This window comes from Waltera sp., from assembly GCF_046969025.1.
GTDB lineage: Bacteria > Bacillota > Clostridia > Lachnospirales > Lachnospiraceae > Acetatifactor > Acetatifactor acetigignens.
In genome coordinates this window covers 38,393-64,806 of the sequence record NZ_JBKVQF010000019.1, presented here as the reverse complement: position 1 = coordinate 64,806, position 26,414 = coordinate 38,393, and the positions used below count along the sequence as shown (strand labels likewise).

Here is a 26,414-nt window from a genome sequence, read left to right as displayed (position 1 = left end):
GCTCCGGGAGTTCGTGGATTTTGCCAATGTAACTAACTTTCCATTTAACGCAAAAACACGCTGCCTAAATCGGCAGCGTGTCCCGTTCTTATTTTTACGCCAGCATCATGCGGTCATTGGCGAATTCTCCGCCGCTGACTTCCTCGAACTTTGCCAGCAGATCCTTCACCTGAAGATTCTTCTTCTCTTCCCCAGCCACATCGTAAATCACTTTGCCTTCGTGCATCATGATCAGGCGATTGCCGTGAACGATGGCATCCTTCATGTTGTGAGTTACCATCATGGCGGTCAGCTGATTCTCTGCGATGATCTTGTCGCTGATCTCCAGTACCTTGGCTGCGGTCTTGGGATCCAGTGCTGCGGTATGTTCATCCAGCAGAAGGAGCTTGGGCTGCTTCAATGCTGCCATAAGCAGTGTGATGGCCTGACGCTGACCACCGGATAACAGCCCCACCTTGCTGGTCATACGGTCTTCCAGTCCCAATCCAAGAGTCTGCAGCTTCTCGCGGAATAACTCTCTGTCCTCTCTGGAAACACCCCATCGAAGGGTTCTCTTCTCACCGCGACGTAACGCAATCGCCATGTTCTCTTCGATATCCATGGTAGCTGCGGTTCCTGTCATGGGATCCTGGAATACTCTTCCCAGATATTTTGCTCTCTTGTGTTCTGGCAGGTTCGTAATATCCGTACCATCAATGATGATCTTGCCGGAATCGATGGGCCATACGCCGGCGATAGCATTCAGCGTGGTGGACTTACCCGCGCCGTTACCACCAATGATCGTCACGAAATCCCCGGGATTCAGATTTAAGTTTACTCCATTCAAGGCCACCTTCTCGTTGATGGTGCCTCTGTTAAATACTTTATGTACGTCCTGTATCTCCAATGCGTAAGCCATTACTTTGACGCTCCTTTCCGAAGTGTTCTCTTCTCCTTCAAGTAAGGAATTGCCAGGAAAATGGCAACTACGATAGCGGAGAACAATTTCATATCCTCTGAAGGCATCTTCAGCCACAGTACGAACTGATATACCATATAGTAGATCACAGCGCCCAGAATAACCGATGCCAGGGTAAATGCGAACGCAAGCTTTCTCTTGCTGGCAAACTTACCGAAGAGAACCTCACCGATGATAACAGCTGCCAGACCGATAACGATAGCACCGCGTCCCATATTGACATCCGCTGCACCTTGAAACTGGCCGTACAGTGCACCACACAGTCCTACCAGACCGTTGGAGATCATCAGTGCCAGCACTTTGATGAAGTTGGTATTGATGCCCTGTGCTCTTGCCATATTACCGTTACAGCCCGTAGCACGGATGGCATGTCCCTGCTCTGTACCGAAATACCAGTACATTACAGCGATCAGTGCCAGTAAAAATACGATCATTCCAAGGAAAAAGAGCAGTCTGCTGACAGAGCCATCCGTCACATAGCGCAGAGATACCACCAGCGGATAATTATCTACGCTGACCGGCTGGTTTGCTTTGCCCATGATATTCAAATTAATGGAATACAGGGAGATCTGCGTCAGAATACTTGCCAGAATTCCGGGGATTCCCAGTGCGGTGTTCAACAGTCCCGTTACCATGCCTGCCAATGCTCCGGCCAGGAAAGCAATGGGCAGCGTAGCTATAGGAGAAACTCCCGCACGAATCAGCATAACGGATACCGCAGCGCCGGTTGCAATGGAACCATCCACGGTCAGATCAGCGAAATCCAGCAGGCGGAAGGTAATATACACTCCCAGTGCCATGACTCCCCAGATCATTCCCTGTGCTATCGATCCCGGCATTGCCCTGAACAGGGAAAGGGGATTCAGTGACATAAAGTAAGACATTTCTTTTTCCTCCTAAAACTCCAGATAGGGATATCGCTGTTACGCGCTATCCCTATCGAAGTATATTTTGTTAGAACCGTACTTAAATACCTGTATAACTCTTACTGAATTGCTACGTAATCATCGGGAACGGTGATACCCAGCTCCTCACAGATCTTGGCATTGTACTTCTTGGTAACATTGGGAGCATAACGTACATCCATAGTAGTGATGTCTGCGCCCTCAGCCAGAATCTCGTAAGCCATCTCACCGGTAGCATATCCCAGATCGTAATAGCTGATGGATAAGGTTGCTACGCCACAGCCGTTGCAGATACCCTCTTCACCTGCAATAACAGGGATCTTAGCGGGAGCTACGACATTATATACAGTCTCGGTTACGGATGCCAGTGTGTTGTCGGTAGGGATGTACAGAACATCGCACTCGCCTGCGGCAGCCGTGGTAACGGACTGTACTTCGTTGGTATCAGCGATAGCATACTCTTTATATGCAATACCATCTTTGTCCAGAGCAGCCTCAAACAGCTGGATCTGATACAGAGAGTTAGCTTCTGCGGAGCAATATAACAGGCCAACCTGCTTTACATCCGGGAACAGTTCCTTTAACATAGCTTCCTGCTCTTCAATAGGAGCCAGATCAGAAGTACCGGAAATATTTCTGCCGGTAGCACCGGACCAGTCGGAGATCTCCAGTGCAGTAGCATAATCCGTTACGGAAGTACCTAAGATGGGGATCGTGGTGGTAGCTGCTGCTGCACTCTGTAAAGGAGAGGTTGCATTGGCAAGGATCAGATCCACACCATCAGATACGAACCCATTACAGATGGTAGCTGCGGTGGTCTGCTCACCCTGTGCATTCTGCAGATCAAATTTTACATTATCACCAAGCTTTTCTTTTAAAGCATCCTGGAATCCCTGGGTTGCTGCATCCAGAGCTTCATGCTCAACCAGCTGGCAGATACCGATGTTATATACCTTGCCATCTGTGGAAGCGGCACTAGTAGCTGCTGCTTCACTCTGAGCTGTGCCGGTAGCTGCTGCGGTGGAAGCAGTTCCGTTATCGGTGCTGCCACAACCTGTCAGGACAGATGCTGCCATTACTGCGGTAAGTACTACAGATAATAATTTCTTTTTCATAATAAATGTCCTCTTTTCTGCGGATCTTACGATCTGCTTACTGTAATGCGCAGACGCTTTACCCCGTCAAAGCGTTGCACTGATAAATATCATAACTCATAAAAGGACATTCGTCAATCAAAATTCATCGATGCTTTGAATAATAATGATCTAATTTTTAGATATTATCTTTTTTCACCACATCTCCGGGTCTTTTGAAGATATGTCCAGCAGGGATCACCCCTCTGACACAGGAAGTAGGATACACGTTGGAATTGCGTCCGATGACTGTTCCGGGATTCAGTACGCTGTTGCAACCCACTTCTACATGGTCTCCCAACATGGCCCCCATCTTCTTCAGCCCGGTTTCAATCTTCTCTTCTCCGTTCTTTACAACCACCAGCGTCTTGTCGCTCTTCACGTTGGAAGTAATGGAACCGGCTCCCATATGGGACTTGAAGCCCAACACACTGTCTCCCACATAATTATAATGAGGCACCTGTACTTTATTGAACAGAACCACGTTCTTAAGTTCCGTGGAATTGCCAACTACCGCGCCTTTACCCACAATGGCATTGCCACGGACAAAGGCACAGTGACGGACCTCCGCTTCTTCATCAATGATCAGCGGACCGTTCAGGCAGGCGGTAGGAGCTACCTTTGCGTTCTTTGCCACCCAGATATCCTCGCCTCTTTTTTCATAAATTTCTTCCGGCAGTCTCTTACCCAGTTCCAGAATGAAATCGTGGATTCTGGGAAGCACCTCCCAGGGATATTCTGCCTCGGTGAACAGATCTGCCGCAATGGTCTCTTTCAGATCATACAGATTCTCAATCGTAATATTTTCCATGATAATTTCTCCTCATCTTTATTCCTTATTTTTGGCATTGGATTGCTTTGTCTTCTTCTGATAAAATTCTTCTGTAGCCTGGAACTGTCTCCATAGCACTCCCTGATTGTTCAGGCTGCGTACAGCGGTAGTTCGCCTTCCCACAAAATCCGTCAGCTTTCCCATGTACTCTTCCGGTGTGATCACACCATCCGCCACCATGGTAAGCCCCTTTTCCCAACTGGCCGTCAGTGCCGGATTTAAAAGTGGTCTTATGGAATCCGATACCACGTCATAGATCATCTCTCCCATCTGGGTGGGAGTCAGCACCTGGGTCTTCTTGTTCAGTGCCAGATATTCAATATTCACCAGTTTCTTCAGGATCTCCGCTCTCGTGGCGCTGGTGCCGATGCCGCTTCCCTTGATCTGGGCCCGCAGTTCTTCGTCCTCGATAAACTGGCCCGCATTTTCCATGGTCAGGATAATGCTTCCCGAAGTGTAACGCTTGGGCGGCGAAGTCTCGCCCTCCTTGATCTCATAGGTATCCGCAGTCAAAGAATCTCCTTTTTTCAGATGCATCAGCAGATTGGTAAGCTCTGCATCACATTTTTCATCAGCGCTTTCATTCTCATTCTCTTTATCTTCCTTCGGTGCCGTATTCTCCTTCTTAAAAGAGAAGTTCGCCACCTTCAGATACCCTTCCTGTACCAGTACCTTAAAGCTGGCAAAAAAGTTTTCTTCCTTTACCTTCACTGCCAGAGAGAACTTCTGATAGACTGCCGGAGGATAGAAAATACTCAGGAACCGGCGTACAATGACCTCGTACACTTTTGCCGCCGTAGGGGCCAGACCTGCCAGATTGTTCAGTCCCTGTCCCGTTGGAATGATGGCATAATGATCCGTGATCTGCTTATCATTCACGTAACGTGTCTTCGCAATATTCTTATAGGTCCCCTGCTCTAACACTTCTTTGGCAAAAGGAGTGGCCAGAGCATAGCTGCGTAAGCCACCGATATTCTTTTGGATTTCCTTTGCCACCGCCGTAGACAGGACTCTGGCATCCGTTCGGGGATAAGTGGTCATCTTTTTCTCATACAGTTCCTGTACGATCCGCAAAGTCTCATCCGGGCTGATCTTAAAGTATTTGGAACAGTCATTCTGTAACTCCGCCAGATTGTACAGAAGCGGTGCATTCTTGTTCTCTTTTTTCTTCTCAATGCCGGTGACAGTCACCGGGCCTGCCGGTTCTGCGGTAAGCTCTGCGATCAGACGCTCGGCATCCTCTTTTTTCTTGAAGCCGTTCTCTTTATACAGTGCCGGAGAATTATAATATTTCGAGCCTTCCACTGCTCTCCACTCTGCGGTAAAGGGCTTCTCCTGTAATTTAAAATTACCGATCACCCGGTAAAAGGGAGTCTTGGTGAACGAACGGATCTCCCTCTCTCTGTTCACGATCATTCCAAGGACACAGGTCATGACACGACCCACAGAAATCACTGCCCGGTCTCTTTTGAGATACCCTTTTACCGTGTTGCCGTATTTTAACGTCAGGGCTCTGGAAAAATTGATACCCATGAGATAATCTTCCTTGGCCCGCAGATAGGCAGCATTTCCCAGATTGTCGTAGGCTGAGAGATCTTTTGCCTCCCGGATTCCACGTAAGATTTCTTCCTCCGTCTGGGAGTCGATCCATACACGTTTCCGTTCCTTGTCCTGTACGCCCGACATCTGCTCCACCAGACGATAGATGTATTCTCCCTCTCTTCCGGAGTCGGTGCAGACATAAATTGTCGTAACATCCGGCCGGTTCAGCAGGGAACTTACGATCGTATACTGTTTTTTCGCACTTTCAATGACTTCGTATTTGAATTCCGTCGGTAGAAAAGGCAGGGTGTCAAAGCTCCATCTCCGGAACTTTTCATCATACACCTCCGGATAACTCATGGTCACCAGATGTCCCACACACCAGGTAACGATAGCCTCTTCCGATTCCAGATAGCCGTCTTTGGAACGCATATTGTATTTTAAAGCATTGGCAAATTCTCTTGCCACGCTCGGTTTCTCTGCAATAAATAAATTTTTATGAGTCATATATTATGTTGAGTCAGATGACTCTTTCCTTTCTTTATTAGTTTTACAACGACAATTACTCAACATTTTCTTTCCTTTTTGATATGGTTATTAATGTAACAAACCATTTATAGCAAGAAAGGAGAAGAGAATGGAAGGACTCAATAAGGTTTTTACATCAGAATTGCAAACCTATGTTTCTGAATTAAAGGAGGTGATGTTTCAAAAGGGCTATAGCGATTGTCAAGTACAGACCTACAATAAAACGTGGCAATCTATATTGTCTTATGCTTCAGTTCAGCCCAATCAAGAATTCACAGAGGGTTTTCGTCAACAATTCCTTCAGGATGTATGTGCCGAAGCTTTAGAAAAACGTGATTCTATGTATCGCATCACACGAGCTGTGAACATACTTTCAGATTTTACACAATTTCACGTTATCTTCCGTCAGTATTGTACACCATCAACAGATTTTTCGGAAGAGTTACATGATCTTTTTTCGGAATTCTTAAAAGCTGAGGAGCATAGACATTTTTCCGAAAGCACCATGAAACATCTACGTGGAAAGCTCATGCGATTCCATGATTATCTTTATGATATTGGGATTCGAGATTTTAAGTCTGTAACAGGAACAATAATTAACACCTACATTTTATCATTTGCAGGTTTTTCTACAACTTATGTTTCTGAATCACTACGCGAAATTCGCAGGCTACTAACTTTTGGATATGAAAATGGATTTATTGACACTCCGCTTTCGGATTTCATCCCTCACGTAAAAAACATCCGCCAACAGAAAATCCCCAGCACATTTACCGACACAGAAATTGAAAAAATACTTAATTCTGTGGATCGTTCAAATCCTATCGGTAAACGAAATTATGCCATTTTTCTGATTGCAGCAAGATTAGGAATTAGAAGTAGCGATATCCGAACCTTGACATTTTCAAACATTAACTGGGACAATAAACTCATCTCGTTTTGTCAGCAAAAAACCGGGCATGCACTTTCTTTGCCACTACCAGATGACGTAGGCTGGGCTATCATAGATTATTTAAAAAATGGGCGTCCAGAAACTAATGTTAAAAACATTTTTGTGTCTCATATGTATCCTTATGGAGAATTGCATTCTCTTGGTAATGTTATTCCACGACAGATGCGAACAGCGGGTATCAATACTCCCGCTAACAAACGTACTGGAATGCATGCTTTTCGACACAGTTTGGCTACCAGAATGCTTGAAAATGATGTTTCTCTCCCTGTTATATCGCAAACACTTGGACATGCAGATATCTCAAGCACAGAAGTTTACTTGAGAATCAGTATAAAGCAACTTGCCCTGTGTGGATTGGAGGTGGACTTATGAAGAAAAGAACAGTTAGATCTTTTGATGGACCATTTGCTCCCATGTTGGATTTGTTTGTAAAACAAAAGCAGGCACTAGGATATGATTATGTGGGTGGATATAACGCATTACATGTATTTGATACATTCAGCAAACGATATGAAGTGAAAAATTACGAATTGTCGAAAGAAATTGTTCTGGCTTGGGCACAAAAACGGCCGAACGAAAATGATACTACAAGATCAGCGAGGATTATGTATCTTCAACACTTTGCTATATTTTTAAACAGCCAAGGCTACTCCGGCTATATAGCCCCACCGCAAAAATATCATTTTTCACAACATACGGCATATGTATTCACCAAAGCAGAGATTAAGAAACTATTTATTTCTTTAGATCAAATGGAATATACTCCAAATTCTCCATACCGCCATCTCTCGTTTCCGCTTTTATACCGGATGCTTTATGGATGCGGTTTCCGCATATCGGAGCTTCTTAATCTTACAGTTGGTGATGTTGATATCGAACGTGGAATTATTCATATTCATGATTCCAAAAACGGAAATGAACGACTCGTTCCACTGGCAGCAACACTAGCAACTCGATGCAGAACATACACAGAATCTGTTCACAGTGATCATGAAGAAGACTTTCCATTCTTCTTCAAAAAAGACGGAACCGGATATTGTGTAAGTAATATAGAACGACATTTTCGAGAACAACTATGGTTAGCAGGAATCCCATATCTTGGCAAGGAACTGGGACCACGAGTTCATGATCTACGTCACACATTTATATGTCATAGATTAAACCAATGGGCGAAAGAAGGTGTTGATCTTACTGCTATGCTTCCTATTTTGTCTAAATACGTTGGACATACAGGCATTGCTTCGACACAGTATTATTTAAAATTAACCGCTGAAGCTTTTCCAGATGTGCTAGAACAAATGGACGAGCTAACCGGGCATGTATTTCCAGAAGTCGGAGGTGTGATGTATGAAGAATAAAACACCTGATTTTGCATATCACATGACCAAATTTTTCACAGAATACTTGCCAATACAACGAAATCTAAGTCCTAATTCAATAGCTACGTATCGTGACACATTTCGGTTACTGCTTTTGTTTTACGATACGGGAAAACATATAAAACCAAATTTGCTGACATTAGATATGCTTAATGTTCAAGAAATTGAAGATTTTATGCTATGGCTCAAAAAGGAAAGAAATTGTGGTGCAAGTACCTGCAATCAACGATTAGGTGCATTAAAATCATTTTTCAGGTATCTGCAATTCGCACTACCAGACCGTGCCCTGCAATGTCAGGAAAATTTAGCCATACGGCCAATGAAGCAACCAGAACCTGGGTTAAAATATCTTACTATTGACGGCATAAAATTACTTCTTGAACAACCAGATATAAAAACCAAATACGGTCGCCGGGATCTGGCTATTCTTAGTCTTATGTACGACACAGGTGCCAGAGTTCAAGAAATCGCAGATATTAAGATAGTTCATATTCGTTTTAGCACACCTGCAACAATAAGAATAACCGGAAAGGGAGATAAAACACGCATTGTTCCACTTCTTTCCAGAACCGTGGATATATTAAAGCAATATATTAAAGATTTTAAAATTGATGCAGGTGGAAATGATGCATACCTATTTCAAAATAGAAACGTTCAACAGCTTTCACGTTTTGGAATCAGCTATATTTTAACAAAATACGCAGATATGGCGAGGAAAGTTCATCCTGAACTTATTCCCGAAAAACTTTCGCCTCACTGCATTAGACATTCAAAAGCAATGCATCTATTACAAGCAAATGTGAATTTAGTCTATATTCGTGATCTGCTTGGACACAGTAGTGTCACTACAACAGAAATATATGCGAGAGCAGATACAACGCTCAAACGGGAAGCTCTCGAAAAAGCAAATCCTATTAAAGGCACTCCGGCGATGCCGCAATGGAATGATGATGAGGGATTGATGGAGTGGCTTCGAACTTTAATCTAAAACAGTTTTCGCGGGTGATAGAGTATCACCCGCAGAAAGGAATAAGAGATGAAAAATAAATCAATTGACTTAGTAAACGAGAAAACAGAACGAAAAGAACTGCTCGAATGGATACCTATGCTTGTAAAAAATAAATTAAATTCTCTAACCACTGCTCAACTTCGTATCATACATTATATATTAGGATATGAAAGCCGTGAGATAAATACAGAGGCGTTAATGGAAGAATTCGAAGGATATGGCTACTCCGAGGAACAAGCACTTGAAATTGCAAAAATTTTAAAAAGGGATAATTTTTTAATTATGCAAAAACCGTATTAGTCCCCTTTGCATATTTGTTTTCCCACAGATACAACTTCACACTCAGCCAGACAATTATTATCATTTGACGGTATCCAATTTGCACCTATTACTGATATATGCAAATGCGTTTTATCTTTTAGTTTGTTCGCACACTTTTCGAACATTTTATCATCCGTTACATGTATTTTAAGAATTTTATGTTCTTCCCCCGGCAAATATAATCTTTCATCGGGGCAGTTCATAAAAATACAATTCGTATTAGGATCATATTTCCAAAAAGTGCATGCAACGATTCGATTACCGATAATACCATTTTCTCGGTATTTATCAAAATTATACTTGTCAACGAGAATATCATCTATTGGATAATTGTTATAACTGCCACCTTCACGATACTGAACACACATCAGATAAAGCATTTTTAAAGTATTTATGGCAATTTTGCTATTACTACCTTTTCCGCCGCTTCCATGATGTGGAGAAGAATCTCGATCTTGCTTAGTCAATAAGTTAGTAAAAAAGTTGTCCAGAGAAAAGAGATTTTCACAGTAATCATCTGGTTTAAACAAATCCTTAATATGACAAAGAATTCCTCCTGTGTGTTCTGATATATTATAACTCACAAAACACGCACTTTGCTTTTGCGGAGAACGCACATACATTCTGGCTCGACAATCAGGTGTTGTGCAATAAAATGTTCCATTACCATGTAATGGCAGGTCAGATGCATCTACTCTGTCATTTTCAGTTCCATTCGGAACTCGATATGCATATTTAGCCATATTAACCTCCATAAGTACAACGTATAAATTAAATTATGTTAAGAAAGGAATCAAAAAAACTATGAAACAAGCAAAAAACGACAACAACTCAACATATTCTAAAACTCATAAAAAACTATTTTATGTAGAGCTCAACATATAATAAATTTTTACCCACGTAATACCATCTTTCCTGTCTTACGAGTTCTCATCCACGGAATGCACCAGTATCTGTACCGTTCCTTCCGTTAATGTCTTCTCATATCCATTCTCGCTAAATATCAGAATGCTGTCTGCAGTCACATGTTCCCTCTTCATGGATGCCTGCAGCACATCATAATCTTTCGAAGTATAACATACCGTGCCGGAATAATCCACCACGATCTTTCTGCCGGTGTCCTCCCTGCACAGAAAATAGATTTTCCCCTGTCTGCTGTTCCAGAGTTCAACCGTCCGGAAACGTCCCTGCAGCACTTCCTGACAGATCCGGCGATAGGTCAACAGTTGAAGATCATTATATTCTTCCCGGATGTATTTTTCATAAAATGTACTGCCTTCTGTCCGCTCAGACGTCTGATGCGGAAACAGGAAGCAAAAATAAAACCGGACAAACGCATTACAGATCTCATATGTACCGGGCAGCACCTTCTCCACCAGCTCCAGTTCCATCAAATTCTTCAGATATACACTGATCTTGGCCCGGGAAAATCCGGTATGTGCATACATATCGTTCAGTTTTCCATGTCTTCCGTCTGCCAGCGTTGCCAGAATGGTGTCATAAACTGCCGTCTCCCGCAATTCCTCCGACAGCCATTTTATCATAAGCTCCGGCAGAAAGCTGTTCCTCTGTAAAAGCAGCCGGATCAGATTTTCTTCTGCCGAATTCTGCGGATAAAGCAGCCGCCACAGTCCCGGCAGCCCTCCCAATGTCGCATAAAGCGAAATACTTTCCTGTACTGTATAGTCGGAAAATATCTTACGCATGGCGGAAAAAGGCAGTTCCTTCACCTTCAGAAATCCGCTGACGGAAAATGCCAGATTTCCCACTTTGGAAATCATGCTGTTCTCCACCCAGCCGGAGGCATAGGTGGTCAGGATCACTAACAGTGCTTCTTTTTTCTCCTTCAGGAACCGGATCAGTTCCTGCAAAAACAAAGTATCCCCTTTTAAAAGATACTGAAAATTCTCTATGATAAGTACTTTCTTATCTGCTGTCGTTTCGCCTTTCTGTATTGTCATGCATTCCAGCAATTCCCGCCAGGAAGGATACTCTGCAATCTCCTTTCCCCGGCTTCGCAGTTCCCGTCCCCACAAATATTGTTGTTCTCTGGAAGAACAGTTTCCCGCACTATAACGCAACGTCTGTTTTTTCTCCGTAAAAGAGGTTAAGAGAGCCGTCTTGCCAACGCCTCTCTGTCCATACACCACCAGGATCTGACTCCCTGTTCTCTTATAATGATTTTCCAAAAAAGCTGTTTCCTGTTCCCTTCCAGTCAGCATGGCAGCCTCTTTCTTTCTGACCCAGCAGATCAGTACATCTTCTGCAACAGTTGTTCGATCTCTTCCTGTGACAACGGCTTTCCAAACAGATATCCCTGAATGATATCACACCCGATAGCCCGCAGATATTTATACTGCTGTTCTTCCTCCACGCCTTCCGCAATGGACTCAAATCCCAGGGATTTCACCATACTTACAATAGACTCCGTAATAATCCGGGTCGCAGAATCCGTCAGCAGCGTGTCGGTAAATGATTTATCAATCTTCAGCGTATTGATAGGCAGCTTCTTTAAGTAAGACAGGGAAGAAAATCCTGTTCCGAAGTCATCCAGTGAAATGCGAATCCCGTACTCCTTCAACAACTGCATTTTCTCGGTAACTGCACTGAAATCGTCGATCAAAATGCTTTCTGTGATCTCCAGTTCGATTTCATCCGGATCCACATCGTATTTATGAATGATATTCAGCAGGGTTTCCACAAAATCTTCCTTCTGGTACTGCAACGCGGAAATATTCACTGACAGCACAAAAGGAACTCCGTAACGGTTCCTCCATTCGGAAAAAGTACGGATACTCTGTTCCAGTACCCAGTTGCCGATAGGAATGATCGTTCCGTTCTTCTCCGCAATGGGAATGAATTTTGCCGGACTGATCATTCTGCCGTTGCCATCCTTCCAGCGGATCAGTGCCTCCACGCCCCGCAGTTTACGGTTGCCCGCATAATACTGGGGCTGATAATACAGCAGAAAATTATTCTCAAAAACAGCCTCTTTTAATTTGCTGTCCAGTTCTACATTTTTCAGGAAATCGTTCAGGATCGGCGTATCGAAATACTGGATCCGGTTCTTGCCCATGGCTTTTCCCTTGAACATTACGATTTCCGCACAGTTGATCAGTTCCAGTGCGGAAGTCGCAGCCTCCGGATATTCCGCCACACCGACACTTACGGTGATGTTCAGAACCTGCCCGCCCACCAGATAAAACGGCTCCCTGGTGCGCTTAACGATCTTCTTATGAATATGTTCCACACTTTTGTTCCCACAAGGATCATAAATGGCCATGCAGTAGACATCACTGGTCAGGTGGCAGACGATCACATCATCCCCGTTAAATTCCTTCAGAAAAGAGCCAAACTGCTGTACCAGTTCGTCCCCCGCCACGATTCCCAGTCCGTCATTTACCTTGCGGAAATCATCAATATCAATAACAAGCACGCTGACCAGCCGGTTATCCTCTTTGGCCCGACGAAGAAATTCGGTCAGAAGACGAACAAAATAATTTCGGTTGTACAGTCCGGTCAGACTGTCGTAATACGCCATGTAGAGAAGCTCTTCGTTCTGTGTTTTCTGTTTAGTGATATTCTGTACCACAATAATCTGATCCGTCGGCCTGTCATCTTCGTAGAAAATCCTGCTGGAAAACTGCAGCCAGGTCTTCTTTCCCCTCTGCATACATTCCACAGAGTCCGTCTCCCGACCGCTCTTTTCCAAAAACAGCATTTCCCGAAGTGCCAGCACATACGGTTCGTCCACCATCTCCTGAAGTTTTACAAAATCTCTTCTGTCCAGAATCTGGAAGTCAAAGAAATCATCCCATTTTCCCAGCGTAGTGACCGTATTCTTTTCAAAAGAATAGTAGATATAAGCATAATCCATGGTATCGCACAACAGACGATACATTCTCTCCTTAGCGCTCAGTTTCTGATTCATTGCGCGCATAAGATCCAGCTGATAGCGTAACTCGTTCATAACCCCACTCACCCTTTATTTTTTGGTGATGTAACCCTGTGCTTTCAAAAGTTCTGCGCAAAGCAATGCTCCCCCAGCTGCTCCACGTAAGGTATTGTGTGACAAACCTACGAACTTGTAATCATATACGGTATCTTCTCTCAGACGACCTACACTGATACCCATACCGTTCTCGAAATCAACATCCAGAGCCACCTGAGGTCTGTTGTCCTCCTCCAGATACTGGATAAACTGCTTCGGTGCGCTGGGAAGTCCCAGTCTCTGAGGCTCACCGCTGAAGGTGACCAGTTTCTCGATCAGCTGCTCCTTGGTGGGCTTCTTACGGAATTTAACAAATACGGCTGCGGTATGTCCGTTCAATACCGGAACACGGATGCACTGACAGGTGATCACGGGAGAAGTTGCGGGAACGATCTTATCGCCTTCCACTTTACCCCAGATACGTAAGGGTTCTTTCTCACTCTTCTCTTCCTCACCACCGATGTAAGGAATGATATTGCCTACCATCTCGGGCCAGTCCTTAAAAGTCTTGCCTGCGCCGGAGATTGCCTGATAAGTGGTTGCTACCACTTCGTAAGGCTCGAATTCCTTCCATGCGGTCAGAACCGGTGCATAGCTCTGGATGGAGCAGTTGGGCTTTACAGCGATAAATCCTCTGGTGGTTCCCAGTCTCTTCTTCTGTGCCTCGATGATCTGGAAATGTTCGGGATTGATCTCGGGTACTACCATGGGAACATCGGGGGTCCATCTGTGGGCACTGTTGTTGGATACCACAGGGGTTTCGGTCTTTGCGTATGCTTCCTCGATGGCCTTGATCTCATCCTTGGTCATATCTACCGCACTGAATACGAAATCAACCTGTGCGGCTACTTTTTCTACTTCATTGACATTCATGACTACCAGCTTTTTCACAGCTTCGGGCATGGGAGTGGTCATCTTCCAACGGTCACCCACGGCCTCCTCATAAGTCTTGCCTGCGGAACGGGGGCTGGCAGCAATGGTCGTTACCTCGAACCAGGGATGGTTCTCCAACAGAGAGATAAATCTCTGACCTACCATACCGGTTCCGCCCAGGATACCTACACGTAATTTTTCACTCATTTTTCATTTCCTCCTCATCTTTGTGCATTTTTATTTTATCTGCAAAGGACCTGTTCAGTTTCCACTTACTGAATACGGTCTTCCAAAGCCTGTTGATATACTTCTATGGCATTTGTTTTCAGGTATTCTTTATTTTTCTCAATGACCTGCTTCATCATTTCCGCACCGGGAGCACCGATGGTCAGCCGCTTTTCCACACATGTCTTTAAGGAAATGGCATCGTAAATGTCCTCATCAAACTTATCACTGATGGAACGTAATTCTTCCAGGCTCAGGGCATCAATGGAAGTATCCTTTTCAATACAATACAGTACCAGGCGTCCGATAATGCCATGAGCATCCCGGAAAGGTACGCCCTTACCTACCAGATAATCTGCGGCATCCGTAGCATTGGTAAATCCGTTCATGGCACTCTTTGCCATACGGTCCTTACGGAACTTCATGGTCTTTATCATGCCGGTAAATAAGGCAATACAGTCCGCTACGGTATCCATGGCATCAAAAGCCATCTCCTTGTCTTCCTGCATGTCTTTATTATAAGCAAGGGGCAGTCCCTTCATGGTGGTAAGTAATGCCATCAGGGCACCGTAGACTCTTCCGGTCTTGCCTCTTACCAGTTCGGCGATATCCGGGTTCTTCTTCTGAGGCATAATGCTGCTTCCAGTGGAATAGGCATCGTCCAGTTCCACGAACTGGTACTCATTGGAATTCCAGATAATGATTTCTTCGCTGAAACGGCTTAAATGCATCATGATCGTGGAAAGTGCGGAAAGGAACTCGATCAGATAATCTCTGTCCGCCACGGAATCGATACTGTTTAATGTCGGTCCTTCAAAACGAAGCAGCTTTGCGGTATACTCACGGTCTAACGGATACGTGGTACCGGCCAGTGCTCCTGCTCCCAGAGGACAATAATTCATACGTTTGTAAATATCGGCCAGACGCTGTCTGTCCCTCTTGAACATTTCAAAATAGGCACCATAATGATGAGCCAGAGTAATGGGCTGTGCCTTCTGTAAATGGGTGAATCCCGGCATATAGGTCTCTAAGTTGTTCTCCATGGTGTCCAGAATGGCTTCCAGAAGCTTTTCCAGAAGTCCGTCTGTCTCTGCCACTCTCGCTCTGGTATAGAGACGCATGTCCAACGCCACCTGGTCGTTACGGCTGCGTCCGGTGTGAAGCTTTTTGCCTGCATCACCGATCCGGTCGATCAGGGTTGCCTCTACAAAACTGTGGATATCCTCCTGGGTTTCGTCGATTGTAAGCTTTCCGGCATCCACATCCTCCAAAATACCGGTCAGTCCTTCGATAATGCTCTTTTTCTCCTCCTCGGTGAGGATTCCCTGCTTTGCCAGCATGGTGGCATGTACGATACTTCCGGTGACATCTTCATGAAACAATCTCTTATCGAATGTTATGGACGCATTGAAATCAAATACCAGCTGATCGGTCTGTTTCGTAAAGCGTCCTCCCCATAATTGTGCCATGGTCATTCTCCCATCTTTTTATTCTGTCAGCAGCCTATCAGACAATTTTTCTCATAGACATTGATTGCAATTAATCATATCACAAACGACACTTTAATGCAATACAGTGAATTTCATCACTTTCGGGTAGCAAAAACACTTTTTTCTTTTAAATTCATACTATAACAATAAATATTCAAGTTAAGGAAGTATGCCTTTTTATGGGAGCTCTCATCGAATTAAAAAACATAGGTTACTCCTATCATAACCTGGCGGGCGAGACCGGTGCCATAAAAGATGTCTCCTTTCAGGTGGAGGAAGGGGAATTTGTCGCTTTAGTAGGTCCCAGCGGCTGCGGGAAGTCCACGCTGCTGTCTATCATTGCGGGACTGCTTGCTCCGGAGACCGGCACCATTGTAGTCAACAATCCCGACGGATCCCTTCACTATCCCCGTGTCGGCTATATGCTGCAGCACGATCATCTCTTCGAATGGCGTACCATCTACCAGAATGTCACTCTGGGACTGGAGATCCATCATGCTCTTACCAAAGAGCGTACCGACTATGTGAAACAGCTTCTGTCCGACTATGGTCTGGAAAGCTTTCAGGATAAACGTCCCAGCGAATTGTCCGGCGGCATGAAGCAGCGTGCTGCCCTGATCCGCACCCTTGCCCTGGATCCCCAGCTGCTCCTTCTGGATGAACCCTTCAGCGCCCTGGATTACCAGACCAGGCTCATGGTATCCGCAGATATCTGCCGGCTGATCCGGCAGGCTGGTAAGACTATGATCATCGTCACTCACGATCTGTCGGAGGCCATCAGTCTGGCCGACAAGGTCTATGTACTGTCTGCGAGGCCGGCGACGATCAAGGCCGTTCTCCCCATCCGGCTCACGCTTCCGGATGCATCACCGCTGGCTGCCAGAAATGCGCCAGAATTTCCATATTATTTCAAACAACTCTGGGAGGAATTAACGGATGAGACCACAAACTAAACAACCTCTGACCGTTCAGGAACAATATCTTCGAAAACACAAAAGCCATCACAGACAGGTCTCCTTCCTGCGCTTTTTTCTTCTGGGAATCTTTTTACTCCTGTGGGAAGTAAGTGCAGATCTTGACTGGATCGACAGTTTCTTTTTCTCCAGTCCCCACAGAGTCATTCTGTGCCTTGGAGAATTATGGACAGAACGGTCCCTTCCGATGCATATCGGTATCACACTGTTAGAAACGATCCTGAGTTTCCTGCTGGTATTTTTCGTCAGTCTTCTGTTATCCACTCTGCTGTGGTTTTCCAGGCAGCTGTCGGAGATCTTAGAGCCTTATCTGGTACTGCTCAACAGCCTTCCGAAATCCGCTCTGGCTCCTCTGTTTATTGTCTGGCTGGGCACCGGGATCAACACCATCATCATTGCTGGAATCTCTGTGGCAGTATTCGGATCCATCATCAGCTTTTACACCGCCTTTCATCAGGTAGATCCGGAAAAGGAGATTCTGATCCGCACACTGGGTGGAAACCGCAGGGATATCTTTTTCAAAGTGGTACTGCCGGGATCCATTCCCACCCTGCTCAGTACCACCAAAGTCAATATCGGGCTGTCCCTGGTAGGTGTTATCATCGGGGAATTTCTCGCCGCCAGACGGGGACTGGGCTACCTGATCATCTACGGTTCCCAGGTCTTCCAGCTGGATATGGTAATCAGTTCCATCTTACTGCTATGTGTGATTGCCATGCTGCTCTATCTGCTGACACAGTCTCTGGAACATTACAGCAAAAAGCACCGCAACTGACCTTTCGGAGATCCGCAGGCGTTTTCGTCTTACGGTCTCCTACATAATTTACGGCTTTGTGAAACGTTCTGCGAAAATAATAAATTTTACAGTTGCAAAATTTCCCAAGAACATATATAATAACCTAGTCCGCTGAAATAGCTCAGTTGGTAGAGCACTTCACTCGTAATGAAGGGGTCGTGGGTTCGAGTCCCATTTTCAGCTTATATGTATTAAAAAAGAGAAAGCTTTTCGCTTTCTCTTTTTTTGTAGTAACTCTTCAGAGCCATGCAAAGCTGCGTTCTGCAAATGTCTGCTTATCTTGCACCTTTGTCGTAGATCACTCCCAGTGCTCTCGGTGCACCGTTCTGTTTGGAGAAGAATACCAGAAGCAGCAAAGTCAGTACATAAGGCAGGATCATGACCAGATCCTGATAACTGCTGGGCATCTGCAGTACCTGTACCAGACGGTATCCACCGGATCTGGCAAATCCGAACAACAGACACGCTCCCAGAGTCGGCAGGATACGCCAGTTGCCGAAGATCAGTGCCGCAATAGCCAGATAACCGTAACCTACATAAATACTGGAGGAAAAGTTTGCGGAAATGGAATACGCGAAACAGATACCTCCCAGTCCCGACAACGCACCACAGATCATAATGGCTGCCAGACGGATCTGTCCCACCTGTCTTCCGGCCGCATCCACTGCATGGGGATTGTCACCGCAGGCACGCAGATGCATGCCGAAGCGGGTCTTATACATCACAAACCACGCCACGAAAGCCACTACCACAATCACCAGTTCAAAAGGATACAGATTGGTAAATACCGCTCCCAGTACCGGAATCTTAGAGATTCCCGGGATGGTAATTCTGGAAGAAACAGTCAGTACGAACTTATCGGACGTAGCACCAAATACCACTCTGTTGAACAGCTTCGTTAAATATGCGGTCAGCGCCATGGCCAGAATATTGACTACCACACCACTGATAACCTGATTGGCCTTGAACTTCAGACATAACATGGCATGGATCAGTGCAAACAGACTTCCGCCCACAGCCGCCATAACCATGGCAATGTAGAAAGGCGCCGGAGAGTCTCCGGCAAAGTTTCCCGCAATGGCAACCGCCACGAATGCACCGATAAAGGCGCCAAAACCCTGTAAGCCTTCTACCGCCAGCATGGTCACACCGGATTTCTCACAGTAGATGCCACCGATGGCCATAATAAATAAAGGCAGTGCAAAGGATAAACCGTCAATGATCACAATATCCATTTATTTGTCCTCCTTTGTCTTGTTGGTTTTCTCTCTTCTGTTTCGCTCCATTTTCCACTTGATGTAAGCATTACATGCGCTGAACAAAAGGATGATACCGGTGATAACGGATGCAATCTCCGCATCCACGCCGGCCGCAGATTTCATATAAGTACTTCCCTTGCTGATCAGGGTGATCAGCATAGTAGAAAATACAATACCGAAGGGATTGTTGTTACCAAGCAGGGATACCGCAATGGCATCAAATCCGGTACTGATCAATACCTTTGGCTGAATGGATCCCACATAGCCCAGATAATAAGTCACACCGGCAAGTCCGGCCAGTGCACCGGAAATCGTCATGGACAGTACCATGCTTCTGCCTACCTTGATACCTGCATATTTTGCAGCACTGCGGGAATAGCCCACAGCCTTCAGTTCATAGCCAAGCTTTGTCTTCTCTAACAGGAACCATACAGCCACCACCGTAAGCAGAGCCAGAATAATTCCCAGCGGAATATCCATTTTCAGATTGCCCACCATGGTATCCATCAGTGTCAGTCTGGAAGCTGCGGAGATTTCCTTTGACTGTCTGGAGACCGGATCCACGAAAAAGGTATTGATGAAGAAACTGATCACATACTGGAACGTATAGTTTAACATAATAGAGGAAACGACCTCATTAATATTAAACCGGTATTTCAGGAAGCCGATCAGTGCCCCCACCAGACCACCGACGATCAGGCCGATGATCACTACCAGCGGCTTTGCCAGCACGGCGTTCAGACTGCTGTAGCCCACAACGATGCTTGCGGTAAATCCGGCTGCCAGCATCTGTCCGGAGACGCCGATATTAAACAGTCCGGCGCGGAGTGCTACCGCCACAGCCAGTGCCGCGAAGATCATGGGGGTAAAATAGTTCACATAACTCATAAAGTCCGTCAGCATACTCTTGTAGCTGGCGTAGGAGGACTTGGGTGCCAGTCCGCCTCCCTGTAGAAGTGCGTAATAAGCCTTAAAGGGATTGGAACCGGTCACAGCGATGATCACACCACCTGCCACAAGACTACAAAGGATCGCAAGGAGAGGAATCTTTACCGCATTCCATAATTTTGTAAATTTTTTCATGGTCTTATGCCTCCTTCTCCTTGTTTTTTACGCCCATCATGAACTCTCCCACTTCATTGGTGGTCAGTTCACTGGCTTTGGCGATCTTCTGTATGCTTCCGTTATAAATAACTGCGATGGTATCCGCACAATTCATGATCTCATCCAATTCCAGAGAGATCAGAAGGATTGCCTTGCCCTTGTCTCTCTCTGCAATGATCTGCTTGTGGATATTCTCTATGGCACCGATATCCAGTCCACGGGTGGGCTGCACAAAGATCATCAGGGAGGAATCCTGTTCCACTTCTCTGGCAATAATGGCTTTCTGCTGATTACCACCACTCATGGAACGTACCACTGTCTTGCTGCCCTGGCCGCTTCGGATATCGTATTTTTCTATCAGTTTTTCACTGTTGTCTTCAAAAATCTTCTGATCCAGTACTCCCTTATGACAGAACGGCTCTTTGTAATAATTACGAAGTGCCAGATTCTCCGAAAGGGTAAAATCCATGACCAGTCCGTAATTCTGTCTATCCTCGGGAATATAGGAAATTCCTTCGGTCGTTCGTTCTCTGATAGACAGGTTCGTAATGTCTCTGCCGTTTAACAGGATCTTGCCGGAACGCACCGGTACCAGTCCCGCAATAGCATCTGCGATTTCTACCTGTCCGTTGCCTGCCACACCTGCGATCGCAACGATCTCACCGGAATGTACCTCCAGAGATACATCCTTTACCACCTGGAAATCCTGTTTATTGTAAACATTCAGTTTCTCGATACTGAGTATGGTCTTACCCGGTTTTGCAGGCTCTTTTTCTGTCTCAAAATTCACTTCACGGCCTACCATTTTGTTGGCCATGACTTTGGTGGACGTGGTAGCCACATCCATGACATCCATCAGACGTCCGTGGTTCAGGATGGCACATCTGTCCGCGATCCGTTTGATTTCTTCCAGTTTATGTGTGATCAGGATGATAGTCTTGCCGTCATCCCGCAGAGATTTGATAATATCCAACAGGAAATCGATCTCCTGCGGTGTCAGAACCGCTGTGGGTTCATCAAAAATGAGGATCTCCGCTTCTCTGTAAAGCATCTTTAAGATCTCTACTCTCTGCTGTGTAGAGACATTAATGTCGCTGATCACATCGGTGGGGTTCACTGCCAGTCCGTATTTTTCCGAAAGGTTCCGGATATCCTGATTGGCCTTCTTCATATCCACTACCGGAATACATCCCAGCACCTTCTTCACCGGCTCCATACCCATTACGATATTCTCAGCAATGGTGTAGTTGGATACCAGTTTGAAATGCTGGTGTACCATACCGATGTTTAATTTGGTGGCATGATTGGGGGATTCCAGCTTCACCTTTTCACCCCGGATATAGATCTCTCCTTCATCCGGTTCGTACATTCCGAACAGCATACTCATCAAGGTGGATTTTCCTGCACCATTTTCTCCCAGAAGGGCAAAGATCTCTCCCTTTTTGATCTGGATCGTCACATCGTCATTGGCTACGATCCCGGGAAAACGTTTGGTGATGTGTTTCATCTCAACAATATATTCCGACATGTTCATCCTCATTTCTGTACATTTTCCTGCCTAAACAGCAGTTTAAACAAGAAGAAGGTGACAGTTCCTCACCATCACCTTCTTGTGAATCCATTCTTCCTACCAGGTAAAGGTCTCCGGAGTTACACCGTTAAAGTTTGCCGCAGGAACGATCTTGCCTTCCTTTAACAGAGCCTGTGCTGCATTGATCTTCTCAATAGCCTCTGCGGTGAGCTGGCATCTGCCTTCCTCACTTACGAAACCGGTAGCATCATCTGCTGCGGTCAGAGTCACATTAGCACCTTTGAAGGAACCGTCTTTTACTTCGTTCAGTACGTTGTAAACAGTATCATGCATTACCTTCAGGCCACTGGTCAGAACGATATTGCTGTCACCGTTTGCACCGTCATCATACTGGTCAACATCACAACCGATCACCTTAACGCCTTCAGCTTCCTTTGCAGCGGTGAATACACCGTTACCGGAACCACCTGCTGCTACGAACAGGATGTCCACGCCTTCAGCGATCAGAGCATTACCCAGTACCTTACCGGTAGCTTCATCGGAGAAGTTACCAACATAGTTACCGCCTACGTTAGCGCCGGTAACATCGGTACCTGCGTAAGAAGGAAGCTCTACTACTTCTACGTTCATGCCTTCGGTACCGTTCACATACTTAACACCGCACTCGAAGCCATACTGGTAGTTCACGTTGGAAGGATATGCAATACCGTTTACTACTGCTACCTTACCTGTGGTGGTAGACAGAGCTGCAGCCATACCTGCATAGAAACCACTCTCCTGCTCAGCATAGTAAGCAGCGTATACGTTGTCGATCACCTGATCTGCGGTTACTTCGGTACCATCAACGGTAGGCCAGGAATCGATCAGGATGAACTTGGTATCCGGATTCTCCTGTGCCAGATTGCCGATACCTGCAAACTGGAAACCACAGCATACAATAACATCATAATCAGCTACAACATCAGCTACAGCCTGAACAGCTGCTGCGCTGTCACCGGTCTCTTCACGGATGGGGGTTACGGTTGCATTCGGATTCTCCTCAATGAACTTCAGAACACCGTTGTAGTTGTCCTGATTGAAGGAACCGTCATCCACGCCGGAGGGGCTGGATACGATAGCGATCTTCAGACCGGGTTCTTCACTGCTGCTCTCTGCAGTTGTTGCAGTGGTGGTAGCTGCCGCACTGGATTCTGCATTGGTGTCAGCATTGGTGCTGCCGCATGCTACCAGAGAAACAGCCATGACAGATGCAAGTGCAAGTGCCAGAAACTTTTTCATAATTTTTTCCTCCTAAAAATGTAAATATTAAAACATTGAATCACAACGGTAATATTATCATTATAGTCTGTAAAATTCAATATCTATTTTTAATTAACGCATATGCACATCCATCTGCGGGAACGGTATTTCAATTTCTGCTTTATCAAGTGCATACTTACACTGTTCGGTAATACGCCATTTTCCCTGCCAGAAATCCTCATTTTTGAACCAGCAGCGTACACATAGGTTGATTCCGGAGTCTGCCAGTTCATCTACAAATACAAAATGCTCTCTTTCCTTTATAGTATCGGGATCTTCAGAGAGAACCTTTGTCAGAACTTCCTTTGCCTTCTTAATATCTGCGCTGTAAGCAATAGACACCTTCACATCACATCGCCTGGATTCGGCAGCAGTGACATTCACAATGGTGTTATTTGCCAGATTGCCGTTTGGAAGAATAATCGTCTGATTATCATAGGTTAACAGATTTGTATAGAAGATCTGGATCTCTTTTACTGTACCTTCCTTACCGGAGGAGCCTTCCACAATGTAATCTCCCACCTTAAACGGCTTCAATAATAAAATCAGCACACCGCCCGCCAGATTAGACAGACTTCCCTGCACTGCCAGACCGATGGCCACGCCGGCCGATCCCAGCAACGCAACAATGCTGGCTGCGTCCACGCCGAAGGAGGACGCCAGTGTCAGGATCAGTATTATATATAAAGAAGCTTTTACAAAAGAGTCCACGAACTGGATCACACCGATCTCTGCTCCCGCCCGGTTCATAGATTTACGGATGATCTTGCGGATCAGCCTGATCAGCTGCATTCCAATGAAAAAGAATACCAGTGCCAGTCCGATCCGGATGCCAAGATTCAGTGCCTTTTCCGGCAGGGTATCCAGGAAAGATGCGATCAGTCCTTCTTTTTTCTGCACCTCTTCAATTACGTTATCTGTCAGATCCATGTTGCCTTATTTCTCCTGTTTTCTTTTTGTAGTCTTGCCTGCGGTCTTGCGGATCGGTGTATTCTTGCGGATACGCTTCTCGATCACTTTTTCCAGTTCTGCCTCGGTATAAGGAATAAACTGCAGAATGCTTAAGGAAAGGGGAGCCATTTTCACGGTAACGGACTGCTTTTTGTCATCCCATTCCACGTCCTCCGCACGTTTCACACGGTCATTGACCACACCGGTACCGCCATATTGCACAGCATCCGTGTTCAGGATCTCCTTGTATTTTCCCTCGTAAGGCACACCTGTGGTGATCTCTCTGGGTACTCCGGAGAAGTTTGCTACGACCAGAAGCAGTTCCTCTGCCTCTTCTCCCTTACGCACAAAGCTTACATAGCATTCATTGGCAGAGATCTCGTTCATCCACTGGAAGCCTTTGGCCTGATCATCGCATTCATACAATGCCTTATTCTCTCTGTAAAGTACATTCAGATCCTTCACCAGTTTCTGGACACCGGCATTTTCCTTCTGTTCCTCCAGCTGCCACTCTACCTGACGCATTTCGTTCCATTCTTTCTCTTCCGCCAGATCCTGTCCCATGAAGAGAAGCTTCTTGCCGGGATGGGTCATCATATAACCGTAAGTCAGGCGTAAATTAGCAAGCTTCTGTGCCCTGTCTCCAGGCATTTTACCAAGCAGAGTTCCCTTGCCGTGTACCACTTCATCATGGGAAAATACCAGCATGAACTTCTCACTGTAGGCATAGATCATGCTGAAAGTAAGCTCTCCGTGGTGGTGGCTGCGGAAATAGGGATCGTATTTGATATAATCCAGATAGTCATTCATGAAGCCCATGTTCCACTTCAGGTCAAATCCCAGTCCGCCTTCCTCCAGTGATCCGGTGATCATGGGAAATGCCGTGCTTTCCTCTGCAATGGACAATACCCCGGGATCTCTCTTTTTGAGGATTGAATTAAAGTGTTTGATCAGCTCGATGGCTTCCAGATTCTCATTACCACCGTACATATTGGGAATCCATTCCCCGTCCTGTTTGCCGTAGTCCAGATAAAGCATACTGGCTACCGCATCCATCCGGATACCGTCTGCATGATATTTTTCCACCCAGAATAAAGCATTGGCGATCAGGTAATTGGATACCTGGGGACGGCCGTAGTTGTAGATCAGCGTTCCCCAGTGAGGATGGTTTCCCTGCCTGGGATCCTGATGCTCATAGAGACAGGTGCCGTCAAAGCCGGACAATCCGTAAGTATCTCTGGGAAAATGTGCCGGTACCCAGTCAAGGATCACGCCGATTCCCGCCTTATGCAGTTCATTCACGAAGAACATAAAGTCCTCCGGTGTACCGTATCTGGCGGTAGGGGCATAATAACCGATCACCTGATAGCCCCAGGAAGCATCCAGAGGATGTTCCATAACCGGCATCAGTTCCACATGGGTGTATCCCATTTTTTTTACATAGTCAATGACCTTCGGAGCGATCTCACGATAGTTCGCATAATCCTGTCCCTCGTCCGGCGTCACAAAGCTTCCCAGATACATTTCATACACACTGACCGGAGCATTTCCGCACTGGTAGCTTTCCCTTTTTTTCAAGAATTCGCTGTCATCCCACGAAAAATCTCGCAGGTCAGCGATGACGGAAGCTGTCTCCGGTCTCTTCTGCGCGGCGTTGCCGTAAGGGTCTGCTTTCAGATAAGTCAGTCCACCTTTGATCTTCAATTCATATTTATAGCAGTCTCCTGCTTCTGCGCCGGGAATGAACAATTCGAAAATACCGGAATCTCCCAGGCGTCTCATCTGGTGGATCCGTCCGTCCCATCCGTTGAAATCCCCCACTACACTGATGCGCATGGCGTTCGGTGCCCAGACGGCAAAATAGGTTCCACTCTCTCCGTCCAGTTCCATGGGATGTGCGCCCAGTTTTTCATAAATGGTGTAATGAACACCGACTGCAAAACGATCCATATCTTCCTTCGTGATCTGGGGAACATGCCGGTAAGCATCGCCGCAGATCATTCTGTGGGCTTCACGCTCTTCTGTCTTTCCATATTCCACCACATATTCATAAGGTGCCATCTTCCCGGCATTTATCAGGGCTGCGAAATAACCTTCTTCGTCTGCCAGTTCCATAGGGACATCTGCCAGAAAAGCTTCGCCTACCTGTCCTGTCTTCTTCCAGTGGATCGTCACCTTTTCTGCTCCCGGGAAGAATGCCTGTACCAGCATTTTACTTCCCTGCTTATGAGGTCCTAACAGTTCATGGGGATTATCACATTCAGAATAAGTGATTTCTTCTATCTTTGCCCAGTTCATCAGTTTATAAAGTTTGTTTGTCATATTCCCTCTTTTCTGCGGCGTGTAGTCTGCTGCATTCTAT

22 protein-coding genes and 1 tRNA gene are annotated in these 26,414 nt (G+C 45.8%); 7 read left to right on the top strand and 16 right to left on the bottom strand.

All coding sequences use genetic code 11. From position 1 onward, the window contains the following. Positions 1-94: 94 nt before the first annotated feature. The 5 genes from ACLTOH_RS11200 to ACLTOH_RS11180 all read right to left on the bottom strand — a co-directional run bounded on the left by ACLTOH_RS11200 (position 95) and on the right by ACLTOH_RS11180 (position 5,877). On the bottom strand, positions 95-898 hold the full coding sequence (locus ACLTOH_RS11200) for an ABC transporter ATP-binding protein (RefSeq protein WP_022312967.1): 804 nt from the start codon (positions 896-898) through the stop codon (positions 95-97). After that, on the bottom strand, positions 898-1,842 hold the full coding sequence (locus ACLTOH_RS11195) for an ABC transporter permease (protein WP_022312968.1): 945 nt from the start codon (positions 1,840-1,842) through the stop codon (positions 898-900). The genes ACLTOH_RS11200 and ACLTOH_RS11195 overlap by 1 nt, the downstream gene beginning before the upstream one ends. 101 nt (positions 1,843-1,943) lie before the next feature. After that, positions 1,944-2,978 (bottom strand): ABC transporter substrate-binding protein, encoded by a 1,035-nt coding sequence (locus tag ACLTOH_RS11190; protein ID WP_022312969.1) that lies wholly within the window; start codon positions 2,976-2,978, stop codon positions 1,944-1,946. Between the two features lie 157 nt (positions 2,979-3,135). Continuing rightward, the gene (locus tag ACLTOH_RS11185; RefSeq protein WP_022312970.1) at positions 3,136-3,807 is read right to left on the bottom strand and encodes a transferase LpxA family; all 672 of its coding nucleotides are present in this window, start codon (positions 3,805-3,807) and stop codon (positions 3,136-3,138) included. An 18-nt stretch (positions 3,808-3,825) separates the two neighbouring features. Further along, a complete protein-coding gene (locus ACLTOH_RS11180) occupies positions 3,826-5,877 on the bottom strand; it encodes a DNA topoisomerase (protein WP_412224128.1) in 2,052 nt (683 codons plus the stop codon). Between the two features lie 130 nt (positions 5,878-6,007). Between ACLTOH_RS11180 and ACLTOH_RS11175 the strand changes: the two genes are divergently transcribed. Genes ACLTOH_RS11175 through ACLTOH_RS11160 form a run of 4 tightly spaced genes read left to right on the top strand, consistent with a single transcriptional unit; the run spans position 6,008 to position 9,538 of the window. Beyond that, a complete protein-coding gene (locus ACLTOH_RS11175; protein WP_412224126.1) occupies positions 6,008-7,222 on the top strand; it encodes a site-specific integrase in 1,215 nt (404 codons plus the stop codon). Then, positions 7,219-8,208, top strand: a complete 990-nt coding sequence (locus tag ACLTOH_RS11170; protein WP_412224125.1) for a tyrosine-type recombinase/integrase — start codon at positions 7,219-7,221, stop codon at positions 8,206-8,208. Before ACLTOH_RS11175 ends, ACLTOH_RS11170 begins: the two co-directional genes overlap by 4 nt. After that, positions 8,198-9,217 (top strand): tyrosine-type recombinase/integrase, encoded by a 1,020-nt coding sequence (locus tag ACLTOH_RS11165; protein WP_412224124.1) that lies wholly within the window; start codon positions 8,198-8,200, stop codon positions 9,215-9,217. The genes ACLTOH_RS11170 and ACLTOH_RS11165 overlap by 11 nt, the downstream gene beginning before the upstream one ends. A gap of 48 nt (positions 9,218-9,265) precedes the next feature. After that, entirely contained in the window at positions 9,266-9,538 is a 273-nt protein-coding gene (locus tag ACLTOH_RS11160) for a hypothetical protein (RefSeq protein ID WP_412224123.1), read from the top strand. Here the strand turns inward: ACLTOH_RS11160 and ACLTOH_RS11155 are convergent. The 5 genes from ACLTOH_RS11155 to argH all read right to left on the bottom strand — a co-directional run bounded on the left by ACLTOH_RS11155 (position 9,535) and on the right by argH (position 16,117). Further along, entirely contained in the window at positions 9,535-10,302 is a 768-nt protein-coding gene (locus ACLTOH_RS11155) for a hypothetical protein (protein ID WP_412224122.1), read from the bottom strand. The genes ACLTOH_RS11160 and ACLTOH_RS11155 overlap by 4 nt on opposite strands. A gap of 177 nt (positions 10,303-10,479) precedes the next feature. Then, entirely contained in the window at positions 10,480-11,781 is a 1,302-nt protein-coding gene (locus ACLTOH_RS11150; protein WP_412224121.1) for an AAA family ATPase, read from the bottom strand. Positions 11,782-11,810: 29 nt separating this feature from the next. Beyond that, on the bottom strand, positions 11,811-13,529 hold the full coding sequence (locus ACLTOH_RS11145) for a putative bifunctional diguanylate cyclase/phosphodiesterase (protein ID WP_412224120.1): 1,719 nt from the start codon (positions 13,527-13,529) through the stop codon (positions 11,811-11,813). Between the two features lie 15 nt (positions 13,530-13,544). Then, a complete protein-coding gene (gene asd, locus ACLTOH_RS11140) occupies positions 13,545-14,630 on the bottom strand; it encodes an aspartate-semialdehyde dehydrogenase (protein ID WP_022312974.1) in 1,086 nt (361 codons plus the stop codon). A gap of 65 nt (positions 14,631-14,695) precedes the next feature. Next, a complete protein-coding gene (gene argH / locus ACLTOH_RS11135; RefSeq protein WP_117466479.1) occupies positions 14,696-16,117 on the bottom strand; it encodes an argininosuccinate lyase in 1,422 nt (473 codons plus the stop codon). Between the two features lie 200 nt (positions 16,118-16,317). Here argH and ACLTOH_RS11130 point away from each other — a divergent pair, with 200 nt between their 5' ends. The 3 genes from ACLTOH_RS11130 to ACLTOH_RS11120 all read left to right on the top strand — a co-directional run bounded on the left by ACLTOH_RS11130 (position 16,318) and on the right by ACLTOH_RS11120 (position 18,091). After that, complete coding sequence (locus tag ACLTOH_RS11130) at positions 16,318-17,091, top strand: ABC transporter ATP-binding protein (protein ID WP_117466478.1); 774 nt, start codon at positions 16,318-16,320, stop codon at positions 17,089-17,091. Next, positions 17,075-17,887 carry an ABC transporter permease gene (locus ACLTOH_RS11125; RefSeq protein ID WP_022312977.1) on the top strand — a complete coding sequence of 271 codons (813 nt, stop codon included), beginning with the start codon at positions 17,075-17,077 and terminating at the stop codon, positions 17,885-17,887. The genes ACLTOH_RS11130 and ACLTOH_RS11125 overlap by 17 nt, the downstream gene beginning before the upstream one ends. A gap of 131 nt (positions 17,888-18,018) precedes the next feature. Then, positions 18,019-18,091 (top strand) — tRNA-Thr (locus tag ACLTOH_RS11120). A 92-nt stretch (positions 18,092-18,183) separates the two neighbouring features. On the opposite strand, the gene ACLTOH_RS11115 is transcribed toward ACLTOH_RS11120, so the two are convergent. From ACLTOH_RS11115 to glgB, 6 genes are all read right to left on the bottom strand, one after another. Next, complete coding sequence (locus ACLTOH_RS11115) at positions 18,184-19,143, bottom strand: ABC transporter permease (protein ID WP_022312978.1); 960 nt, start codon at positions 19,141-19,143, stop codon at positions 18,184-18,186. After that, a complete protein-coding gene (locus ACLTOH_RS11110) occupies positions 19,144-20,250 on the bottom strand; it encodes an ABC transporter permease (RefSeq protein WP_022312979.1) in 1,107 nt (368 codons plus the stop codon). A gap of 4 nt (positions 20,251-20,254) precedes the next feature. Then, a complete protein-coding gene (locus ACLTOH_RS11105) occupies positions 20,255-21,799 on the bottom strand; it encodes an ABC transporter ATP-binding protein (RefSeq protein WP_118537834.1) in 1,545 nt (514 codons plus the stop codon). Between the two features lie 99 nt (positions 21,800-21,898). Continuing rightward, positions 21,899-23,080: a BMP family lipoprotein gene (locus ACLTOH_RS11100; RefSeq protein WP_022312981.1), complete on the bottom strand. Its 1,182-nt coding sequence runs from the start codon at positions 23,078-23,080 to the stop codon at positions 21,899-21,901. 93 nt (positions 23,081-23,173) lie between these two features. Continuing rightward, positions 23,174-24,031 (bottom strand): mechanosensitive ion channel family protein, encoded by an 858-nt coding sequence (locus tag ACLTOH_RS11095; protein ID WP_412224119.1) that lies wholly within the window; start codon positions 24,029-24,031, stop codon positions 23,174-23,176. Between the two features lie 6 nt (positions 24,032-24,037). Continuing rightward, positions 24,038-26,374 (bottom strand): 1,4-alpha-glucan branching protein GlgB, encoded by a 2,337-nt coding sequence (glgB, locus tag ACLTOH_RS11090; protein WP_412224118.1) that lies wholly within the window; start codon positions 26,372-26,374, stop codon positions 24,038-24,040. Between the last annotated feature and the right edge of the window lie 40 nt (positions 26,375-26,414).